Here is a 6,386-nt window from a genome sequence, read left to right as displayed (position 1 = left end):
AACCGGGCGAAGCTGAGCAAGGGCGCTGCCGCGCGGGGTAAGCTTGTTTCCCGCATCATTGCGTGGCGCCCCCCTCTGTCCTGCCGGACATCTCCCCCGCAAGGGGGGAGATCAGCAGCTTCGATGCTTCGCTCCGTTCTGCGACGCTGGAGATTGTCGAAAGCCGGAATGACAGCCAATCTCCCCCCTTGAGGGGGAGATGTCCGGCAGGACAGAGGGGGGTGCTGTCCCGCCAGCGTTGCGGAATGAACGGGGAGAACGTGCCGTTGAGGTCTCGGCTCACGCCAGCGCCTCCTCGACAATCCGGCCAAGCTCGGGCTCGATGTAGGAGAGATCCTCCTCGTCCTTGATCAGCACGCCGATGGCGCGGCGGAAGGCTTCCGGCCACGGGCTGCCGCCTTTTTCCAGGATGGTCGCGGCGTTGGCCCATTCGACCGCCTCGGCAATGCCGGGCGGCTTGGCGAGCGGGCGGGCGCGAATGGTCTGCACGGCCGCCGCCACCGCGCGTGCGGTGGCTTGCGCTACATCGCCGGCGCGCAGCATGATGATGGCGGCCTCGCGCTCGGCGTCGGGATAGCCGATCCAGTGGTATACGCAGCGGCGGCGCAGTGCTTCGGCCAGTTCCCGGGTGCGGTTCGAGGTCAGGATGACGATCGGCTGTGCCGTGGCGCGGATGGTGCCGCGCTCGGGAATGCTGATCTGGAAGTCGGAGAGGAATTCCAAAAGCAGCGCTTCGAATTCGTGGTCCGAGCGGTCGATCTCGTCGACCAGCAGCACGCGCTGCTCGGGCGCCTTCAGCACCTGCAGCAGCGGCCGGGCGATCAGGAAACGGTCGTCGTAGATGTCGATCTCATGCTCGCCGGCATGGCGGATGGCGAGCAGTTGGCGCTGGTAGTTCCATTCGTAGAGCGCATGCGCGGCATCGATGCCTTCATAGCATTGCAGCCGCACCAGATCACGGCCGAGCAGCGCGGCGATCGCCTTCGCCGCCTCCGTCTTGCCTACGCCCGGCGCGCCTTCGAGCAGCAGCGGCTTGCCCAGCCGGATTGCCAGGAAGATCGCGGTCGAAAGGCTCTCGTCGGCAAGGTAGCGCGAGGCGGCCAGGTGCTGCGCCACCGCCTCCGGCGAGGTCGCGACAGTCTCGGCGCTTGTCCCTGTCATTCCAGCCCTCAATTCGCCGTTTGCGCCTTCAGCGCGCGCAGGATGCGCTCCGGCGTGATCGGCAGAGTGTCGATGCGCACGCCGACGGCGTCGAAGACGGCATTGGCGACGGCCGGGATCTGCGGGTTGGCGCACATTTCGCCCGGCCCCTTGGCGCCGTATGGTCCGTCCGCCGAAGGCCGCTCCAGAACGATGATCTCGGTCTCGGCGAGATCGCCGGGGCCGGGCATCAGATACTGGTTGAAGTCGGTGCCGCCATGGTCGCGGTTGGGATAATAGGGCTCGGTTGTCTCATAGAGCGCATGGCTGATGCCCATCCAGGAGCCGCCAACCAGCTGCTGTTCGACCATCTTTGGGTTCAGCGCGCGGCCGATCTCGAAGACGTTCTTCACCGTCACCACGGTAACCTCGCCGGTCTCGTCGTCGACCTCGACCTCGGCCACCGTGCAGGCATGGGCATAACAGGTCGACGGCTTCATCGCGCCGGTTTCCTTCTCGGGATAGGAGCGCGGGATCAGGAACATGCCGCGGCCGGAGATCGAGCGGCCACGCTTGAAATGCGCCGACAGCGCGACATCGAAGATCGAGATCGACTTTTGCGGTGCGCCTTTGACCAGGATGTTGCCCTGTCCATCGGTCTCGAGGTCGGAGGCGTTGACCTCCAACTCCTCGGCGGCCACTTCCAGCATCACCTGGCGCGCTTCCCTTGCCGCCTGGATGACGGCGTTGCCGGCGCGGTGGGTGCCGCGCGAGGCGAATGTGCCCATGCAGTGCGGGCCGGTGTCGGTGTCGGCGGTGTCGACGACGACACGGTCGGTCGGCACGCCGATCGTCTCGGCGCAGATCTGCGCCATGATCTGCTTCATGCCCTGACCGAGATCGACGCTGGAAAGCGTCACCATGAAATTGCCGGTCGGCGTCGAATGCACCAGCGCCTGCGTCGGGTCGCCGCCGAGGTTCATGCCGGTGGGATAGTTGATCGCGGCAACGCCGCGTCCACGCCTGATCGCCATCTCAAGCTCCCTTCACGTAAGACGACATGGCCATGTATTTCTCCGCCACCGGCCAGTTGGCTGCGCGCGAGGCTTCCTGCATGCATTCGATCAGCGCCGCGCCCTCGGTCGGCTGGCGATGCGCCTTCATGTCGCCGTCGCGATAGGCGTTGATGAAGCGGAATTCGAGCGGATCCATGCCGATCAGCCGCGCCAGTTTGTCCATCTGCACCTCCAGCGCGAAGTCGCCGATGGTGACGCCGAAGCCGCGCATGGCGGAGGAGGGCGTGCGGTTGGTGTAGACGCAGTAGGTGTCGATCCAGACGTTCGGGATGGTGTAGGGGCCGGGATAGTGCCCCGCACCCTTCTGCGCGCCATAGGGCGAGTGGCGCGAATAGGCGCCGGCATCCGTGTAGCCGGTGACCTTGCGCGCGACGATGCGGCCATCTTTCATGACGCCGTCCTTGATGACGACCTTTTCAGCGGCGCGTGGCGACGAGATCTGCATCTCCTCCTCGCGGCTGTAGATAAAACAGACTGGTCGTCCTGTTAATTTTGCGCCGAGGATGGCGATCGGCTCGACGATGACGTCGACCTTGCCGCCAAAACCGCCGCCGACGGTGCCGCCGACGAAATGCAGTTTGCTGCCCGGCATCTGCAGGATGATCGAGGTGTTGTCGAGCGTGAAGAACATCGCCTGCGTGTTGGTGTAGCAGGTGAAGCGGTCATTGCCCTCGGGTGCCACCACGCAGCCGGTGGTCTCGGTCGGCGCGTGCTCGATCGGCGAGGACTGGTAGCTCTCCTCCAGGATGTGGTCGGCGCCGGCGAAGCCCGCCTCGACATCGCCGAAGCGCACCTTGCGGCACTCGCCGCTGTCATAGAGGTAATAATTCTGGCCGTGATATTCGTTGACCAGGGGTGCGCCGGGCTTCAGCGCCTCTTCCATGTCGAAGACGGCCGGCAGCACCTCATAGTCGACCTTGACCTTGGCTGCGGCCTCTTGCGCGGCACGCTCGGTTTCGGCCAGCACGGCCACCACGGCCTCGCCCTTCCAGCGCACCTTGCCGTCGGCAAGCACCGTCTCGTCCTCCGGCCCGACCTGGATCAGGATCAGGATGGTGTAGACATTGTGCGGCACGTCCTTGGCGGTCAGAATCTTCACCACGCCCGGATGCTTTTCCGCTTCCGAGGTGTCGATCGAGCGGATGCGGGCATGGTGATGCGGGCTGCGCACCATCTTCAGGTGCAGTATGCCAGGGAAATTGCGGTCGGCGAAAAAGGCGGTCTTGCCGGTGACATGGCCGGGTGAATCCGAGCGCGGCCGGGGCTGGCCGATCTCGTTCAGATCGTCCTTGCGGATATCAGCGAAGTAGTTCTTGCGCAGTTCCATTGCTTTGGACCCCTCAGGCCGCGTTCTGCGAATTGGCGCGGGCGGCGGTCAGCACCGCCTGGATGATCGGCTCGTAGCCGGTGCAGCGGCAGATGTTGCCCGACAGCGCCTCGACCACCTCGTCGCGGCTGGGGTTGGGCGTATGGTCGAGCAACACCTTGGCCGCCATGATCATGCCCGGGGTGCAGAAGCCGCATTGCGTGGCGAACGTGTCGAGGAAGGCGCGCTGCAGCGGGTGCAGCACGCCGCTTTCCGAAAGCCCTGAAGTCGTGCTGATGACGGCGCCATCGCAGGTCTCGGCAAGCGTCAGGCAGGAGAGCCTGAGTTCGCCGTCGATGATGACCGAACAGGCGCCGCAGGTGCCTTGATGGCAGCCGCCTTTCGGTGAGGTGTCGCCGATCTTGTCGCGCAGGGCCTGAAGCAGCGTCGTGCCGCTGTCGATGAATTCGGCCTTTTCCGAGCCGTTGAGCGTGAATTGAACCGGAACCTTTGCCATGTTTTCCTCCCAGCGCGCCTGCCCGAACCGGCGGACAGACGCGCGCCCCCGAACGAAATATTATGCGAGCAGCAACCGGCCGAGATGAACCGGCAAGACTTCGGCGCGATACCAGGCGCTGGCGATCGGGTCGGTGATGGGCGAGGTGCCATCACCGGCCGCGGCCAAGGCCGGCGCGATGCCGTCAGCGGTCAGCTTTCGGCCGATCAGCGCTTTTTCCGCCGCCCTGGCGCGCATTGGCCGATCCGCCATGCAGCCGAGCGCGATCCGCGCCGAGGTCACGGTGCCATCCGACGACAGTTCCAGAGCACCGGCTATGCTGAGCACCGAGACGCCCTTGGGCTTGACCCTCGACACTTTCAGGAAGCGGAAACTGTCGGCCTTCGGAAGCGTGAAGCTCACGGAAGTGACGACGGCACGGCTGCCGTCCCGATTGGCCAGAAAAGTCTCGATCGGCGTTTCGCCGCCATCGGTGCCGACCGTGGCATCGAGTGCCAGCAGGGCAACAGCGAAATCGCCATAGGGGGCCGGGGCAAAAAGATTGCCGCCGACGGTCGCCATGTTGCGGATGGCCGGGCCACCGACGGCGCGGGCGGCCTTGGCGAGCGTGCCGAGCTCCGGATGGCCGGCGATCGCCGCCATCGTCACCGAAGCGCCGACACGGGCTTTTCCACCGGCAACGGCGATGGTGGACAAAGACGGCTCGGTCGACCTGATAAGGCCGGAAACCGAGACATCGCCCTCATTGGCCGCGCGGACGACCAGCGTGCCGCCGCCGAGATAGCGTGTGCCCTGGGCTTTCAGTGCCGCGTTCGCGTCTTTCACCGTTGCAAAGGTCTGCAGTGCCAGCGCCATGGTTTGGCTCCTGTCAGCTCTGGCCGGCGAAATGGCTTTTCAGGGCGTTGAAGCCGCCCTGAAAGACATTGGCGCCCATGCCGTCGGCCAGCTTGTCTGCCTCCTCGGGCGCGGCGTCGAAGCTGGCGGTCCATTCGGCGTAGGTGCGGTCGCCATCGGTCACGCGCCGCAATTGAAGCGTCGCCTTGTGATTGGTCAGCGGCTGCGGCGTCTCCAAGATGGAGTAGCTGACCAGGAAATTCTGATCGGAAAAGTCGAGCAGCTTTTCGCGCAGGCGGGCGCCGCTGGCGAGCTGGAAATTGCGCACGCAGCCAATCGTGGTGGCGTCCTGGCCGTCTTCAATGTGGCTTTCCACCATGCGCGGATGCCAGTCCGGCAGTCCGTTGAAGTCGCGTATGCGCGCCCAGACCTTTTCGACCGGTGCGTCGATGACGCTGGATATGGTGACTTTGGCCATTCAAATGTTCCCTTGCAAAAGCGATCCGATGCAAGGGTAGGGCGGCCATTTCAGCGGCGCTTATCAATGCGTCTTGAGCGCCTATCAAGGAGTCTGAAAAAGGGAGGTTGGTTCAGGCAATCGCCCGCGCGGCCTCGCGGTAGAGCGTCGGCGGCACGCCGACATGGTCGCGGAAAAAGCGTGAGAAATTGCCCTGCGTGGTGAAGCCGAGATTGCAGGCGACCGAGATCAGCGGCTCCCGCGACCATTGCAGCTGCCGCACCGCTTCCTCCATGCGCAGCGTGTTCCAGTAGACATTGGGCGTCAGATTGGTCTGTTCCTTGAACAAAGCGAAGAAATGCGGCCGCGACAGGCCGACGCTGCGCGCCACGTCGTCGAAGCAGATGCGCTCGCAGACATTGGCCTTCATCAGCTGGATTGCCTTGCGGACACGGAAATCCTGCATGGTGTTGATGCGGACACGGGCCTCCTGCGGCGCCGAGGCGTCGGCGGCGTCGAGCACGCTATCGATGAAACGCTCGATCTCGTAGTTGGCGATATCGTCGACGCTCTCATTGTCGCTGAGGTGGTCGAGCAGATTGGCGGCGGCCTGATGCAGCCACGGTTCCAGCGTGATCGCGGCTTGTGAGAACAGCGGCGCAGACGAAGGCAGGTCGCGGCGGCGCCGCGCCCAGTCGGGATCGATGTAGAAGGCGAGAAACAGACCGGGCGTCCCGTTTTGCGACAGAACATGGCTGTGCGGCTGGAAGGAGTTGATGCCGGCGGCCGTTCCAGGTCCAAGCCGGACGGTCTCGCGGCCGATGGTCATTTCGCCGGCCGTACCTTCCAGCCAGATGATCAGATGGGCCTCGACATGGGCATGAGTGACGAAGTCGCTTGCGACATTCAGGATAGAAACATGTCCGAACCGGCCCCAGTAGAGCCTGATCGCTTCCGTCATGGGTATATCCTCCCGCAGACGACTGGCCTCCCTTCGCCTGCAACAGGGATTGTGCGGCGGAGTTAGGGGCCGCGTCAAGACGCGCGGGGGCGGCG

At 64.6% G+C, this 6,386-nt stretch carries 7 protein-coding genes; all 7 read right to left on the bottom strand.

The genetic code is table 11. The features are described 5' to 3' along the window. Nucleotides 1-279 precede the first annotated feature (279 nt). The 7 genes from NKH95_RS28915 to NKH95_RS28885 all read right to left on the bottom strand — a co-directional run bounded on the left by NKH95_RS28915 (nt 280) and on the right by NKH95_RS28885 (nt 6,291). On the bottom strand, nt 280-1,161 hold the full coding sequence (locus NKH95_RS28915) for an AAA family ATPase (RefSeq protein WP_127295448.1): 882 nt from the start codon (nt 1,159-1,161) through the stop codon (nt 280-282). Nucleotides 1,162-1,169: 8 nt separating this feature from the next. Next, on the bottom strand, nt 1,170-2,174 hold the full coding sequence (locus NKH95_RS28910) for a xanthine dehydrogenase family protein molybdopterin-binding subunit (protein WP_352893999.1): 1,005 nt from the start codon (nt 2,172-2,174) through the stop codon (nt 1,170-1,172). Nucleotide 2,175: 1 nt separating this feature from the next. Further along, complete coding sequence (locus tag NKH95_RS28905; RefSeq protein WP_352611338.1) at nt 2,176-3,543, bottom strand: xanthine dehydrogenase family protein molybdopterin-binding subunit; 1,368 nt, start codon at nt 3,541-3,543, stop codon at nt 2,176-2,178. 13 nt (nt 3,544-3,556) lie between these two features. Further along, entirely contained in the window at nt 3,557-4,039 is a 483-nt protein-coding gene (locus NKH95_RS28900; RefSeq protein WP_023813250.1) for a (2Fe-2S)-binding protein, read from the bottom strand. Between the two features lie 60 nt (nt 4,040-4,099). After that, nucleotides 4,100-4,894: an FAD binding domain-containing protein gene (locus NKH95_RS28895; RefSeq protein WP_023813249.1), complete on the bottom strand. Its 795-nt coding sequence runs from the start codon at nt 4,892-4,894 to the stop codon at nt 4,100-4,102. A 13-nt stretch (nt 4,895-4,907) separates the two neighbouring features. After that, entirely contained in the window at nt 4,908-5,351 is a 444-nt protein-coding gene (locus tag NKH95_RS28890) for an SRPBCC family protein (protein ID WP_128303426.1), read from the bottom strand. Nucleotides 5,352-5,463: 112 nt separating this feature from the next. After that, nucleotides 5,464-6,291: an AraC family transcriptional regulator gene (locus tag NKH95_RS28885; protein ID WP_127266791.1), complete on the bottom strand. Its 828-nt coding sequence runs from the start codon at nt 6,289-6,291 to the stop codon at nt 5,464-5,466. Between the last annotated feature and the right edge of the window lie 95 nt (nt 6,292-6,386).

The organism is Mesorhizobium sp. M0848 (genome assembly GCF_040319805.1).
Taxonomy (GTDB): Bacteria; Pseudomonadota; Alphaproteobacteria; order Rhizobiales; family Rhizobiaceae; genus Mesorhizobium.
Note: the sequence above shows the minus strand (reverse complement) of the source record. Positions and strands in the feature narration are given on the sequence as shown.

Coding starts and splice junctions, on each gene's coding strand:
- NKH95_RS28915 (WP_127295448.1), bottom strand. CDS start 1,161: ATGACAGGGACAAGCGCCGAGACTGTCGCGACCTCGCCGGAGGCGGTG.
- NKH95_RS28910 (WP_352893999.1), bottom strand. CDS start 2,174: ATGGCGATCAGGCGTGGACGCGGCGTTGCCGCGATCAACTATCCCACC.
- NKH95_RS28905 (WP_352611338.1), bottom strand. CDS start 3,543: ATGGAACTGCGCAAGAACTACTTCGCTGATATCCGCAAGGACGATCTG.
- NKH95_RS28900 (WP_023813250.1), bottom strand. CDS start 4,039: ATGGCAAAGGTTCCGGTTCAATTCACGCTCAACGGCTCGGAAAAGGCC.
- NKH95_RS28895 (WP_023813249.1), bottom strand. CDS start 4,894: ATGGCGCTGGCACTGCAGACCTTTGCAACGGTGAAAGACGCGAACGCG.
- NKH95_RS28890 (WP_128303426.1), bottom strand. CDS start 5,351: ATGGCCAAAGTCACCATATCCAGCGTCATCGACGCACCGGTCGAAAAG.
- NKH95_RS28885 (WP_127266791.1), bottom strand. CDS start 6,291: ATGACGGAAGCGATCAGGCTCTACTGGGGCCGGTTCGGACATGTTTCT.